The sequence below is a fragment of the Bartonella sp. AP88XZML genome (assembly GCF_042195565.1).
Lineage (GTDB): Bacteria > Pseudomonadota > Alphaproteobacteria > Rhizobiales > Rhizobiaceae > Bartonella.
The window spans coordinates 1-2,299 of sequence record NZ_JBHIOQ010000035.1; the positions used below are offsets into that span (position 1 = coordinate 1).

A 2,299-nucleotide genomic window follows, 5' to 3' on the forward strand; every position below is an offset into this window, starting at 1 on the left:
ACAATCAACAACCCATCTTCGTTTTTTTATATATGACGAAATTAAACCAGAATATCACGCACAAATGCAATTCCAAATGGCTTGTACAGGACGAAAGTGGTGTGATTTCATGAGCTATAATCCAAACTTTGTAGGCAAATCTACTGGTTTGAGAATGAAAATCAAACGCGTCCTCCGTGATGAGAAACACATTGAAGAGATCAATAAAGCGGTCGAAATCTTTTTAGGGGAAATAGAACAAGAGATGCAAAAGATTTTGGCAAAAGCCGCTTAAACCTATGGGGGTGCTCTCTCCTCCCAGCACCCCCACCCATTTACTAACAACTTTTAAGTAATGCATGATTCACGCTACGGGCGAATTGTACGCAAATAAAGGAAATAAACCATGGAAAAGAAATATGAACTGACTGATGAAACAATCGAAGTTGGGCGCAAAACGCTCCGCCGCATTCGTGCATTGAGAGATTTGGAGGACGTTAAGAAAGGTGATCTTGGCGGCTATATCGAGAAAGAAGACAATCTAAGTCATGATGGCAATTGCTGGGTTGGGGGTTATGCCAAGGTTTATGATGATGCTAAGGTTTACGAAAATGCACATGTTTACGGTTATGCCGAGGTTCACGGCAATTCTCGTATTTATGGCAAAGCAGAAGTTTTCGATGAACCATGCATTTACGGTCATGCAGAAGTTTACGGTGATGCATATATTTGCGGTGAACCGCACGTTTTTGATAATGCAGAAGTTTATGGCAATGCACAAGTTTACGGTGAGGCATACATTTACGATAGGGCGCGTGTTTACGGCAATGCGCAAGTTTACGGTGATGCGCATATTTACGGTCATGCAAAAATTTACGGTGATGCATGTGTATGTTGGGACGACTGGATTGATGACGATAGAAGAATCTCAACTAGAGAAAAAACCAGATGAGAAAATACGAACTTACTGATGAAACAATTGAGTTTGAGGGATACATTACGCTTTACCGCATCCGTGCATTGAAAGACTTTGGAGATGTAAAGGCAGGTGATCTTGGCGGCTTTATAGAGCATGAAGACAATTTAAGTCATGAAAACGATTGTTGGATTTATAATGATGCCAAGGCGTATTTGTTTGCCAATATTTACGATAGCGCTAAGGTTTTTGATAACGCACAAGTTGCTTATAGTGCAGAGATTTTTGGAAATGCAAAAATTTATAATAACGTCAAAATATATAGAGGTCATATTTTTGGAAGCGTAGAAATTTATGGAAATGTGGTTATCGATAATGATTCAAGAATTTATGGCGATACAAAAATTTATGATAATTCAGAAGCTTGTAAACGAACTATGACCGCCCAGAACGGCGACTCTTCAGCAAAAGACGACATTCCTTTCTAGCAACACAAACAAACTTTTAAACACAAGCGCGATTCACGCCACGGGTGAATTACATCTCAATGAAGGGGAATAAACATGCCACACCGCCCACCTACTATCACGCAACCAGCTATTGCTCGTGCTTTAAGAGAAGCTAAAAAACAAGGATGTGAACTCATAGAAATCAAACCTACAGGGGAATTATTAATTCATATCAATAAAACCATAACACCAACAACGACAGATAATACTTATAGCATTGACGATTTTCCACCACTTGAAAATGAACAAGAAGACTACGAGACCAGCAAAAGCTGCCCCTCTGTCGACGGTATAAAGTTTTAGCCATGCCAAAACGCCGTCCACCGCATCTTGTTCGTGAACGTACACGCCATGGTAAAGTTATATGGTATGTACGTATTGGTCATGGACCACGGTTTCGGATTGAAGGAACCTATGGAACGCAAGAGTTTGTTGACAATTATACGCTGGCTATTAAACAAGCGCAAAATGGCTCCTCCAAAACAAAGAGGCGTACCAGACTCACAGAAGGGTCTTTCGATTGGTTGTTGCATCAGTATTTACAAAGCATGCAATGGCATAATCAATCAGAATCTACTAAAAAAGTTAAATATCGAATTCTGAATAATGTTTCTAAACATATCGGTGATCGTGCATATAAAAGCATAAACAAACAACACATTCTTGAAGCCGTAGACAGAAGGCGAAATACCCCTGCCGCGGCAAAACATTTTTTGACCTCTTTAAACGGTCTCTTTAATTGGGCGGTTGATAATGCCCTTTTAAATAGAAATCCTGCCTTTAATGTAAAAGCACCAAAATCTTTAAACAGTGAGGGATTACTGCCATGGCTAGAAGAGGACATAGACAAATATTATCACCGTTGGTCACATGGTACACATGAACGCGTCTGGAT

The 2,299-nt window shown here is 39.9% G+C and carries 4 protein-coding genes and 1 pseudogene; all 5 read left to right on the plus strand.

What is annotated here, in order from left to right:
- Positions 1 to 274: pseudogene (locus tag ACFIK2_RS04130) on the plus strand (exonuclease); the annotation flags it as partial.
- A gap of 111 nt (positions 275 to 385) precedes the next feature.
- On the plus strand, positions 386 to 931 hold the full coding sequence (locus ACFIK2_RS04135) for a hypothetical protein (protein ID WP_375640627.1): 546 nt from the start codon (positions 386 to 388) through the stop codon (positions 929 to 931).
- Positions 928 to 1,383 carry a hypothetical protein gene (locus ACFIK2_RS04140; protein WP_375640628.1) on the plus strand — a complete coding sequence of 152 codons (456 nt, stop codon included), beginning with the start codon at positions 928 to 930 and terminating at the stop codon, positions 1,381 to 1,383. Before ACFIK2_RS04135 ends, ACFIK2_RS04140 begins: the two co-directional genes overlap by 4 nt.
- Before the next feature lie 75 nt (positions 1,384 to 1,458).
- Complete coding sequence (locus ACFIK2_RS04145; RefSeq protein ID WP_015857131.1) at positions 1,459 to 1,707, plus strand: hypothetical protein; 249 nt, start codon at positions 1,459 to 1,461, stop codon at positions 1,705 to 1,707.
- A gap of 2 nt (positions 1,708 to 1,709) precedes the next feature.
- Positions 1,710 to 2,299: phage integrase central domain-containing protein (locus tag ACFIK2_RS04150; RefSeq protein ID WP_404977392.1), on the plus strand; the 590-nt coding region annotated here is incomplete at its 3' end.

Excerpts from the sequence above, each read along its gene's own strand:
- ACFIK2_RS04135 (WP_375640627.1), top strand. The coding sequence starts at position 386 with ATGGAAAAGAAATATGAACTGACTGATGAAACAATCGAAGTTGGGCGC.
- ACFIK2_RS04140 (WP_375640628.1), top strand. The coding sequence starts at position 928 with ATGAGAAAATACGAACTTACTGATGAAACAATTGAGTTTGAGGGATAC.
- ACFIK2_RS04145 (WP_015857131.1), top strand. The coding sequence starts at position 1,459 with ATGCCACACCGCCCACCTACTATCACGCAACCAGCTATTGCTCGTGCT.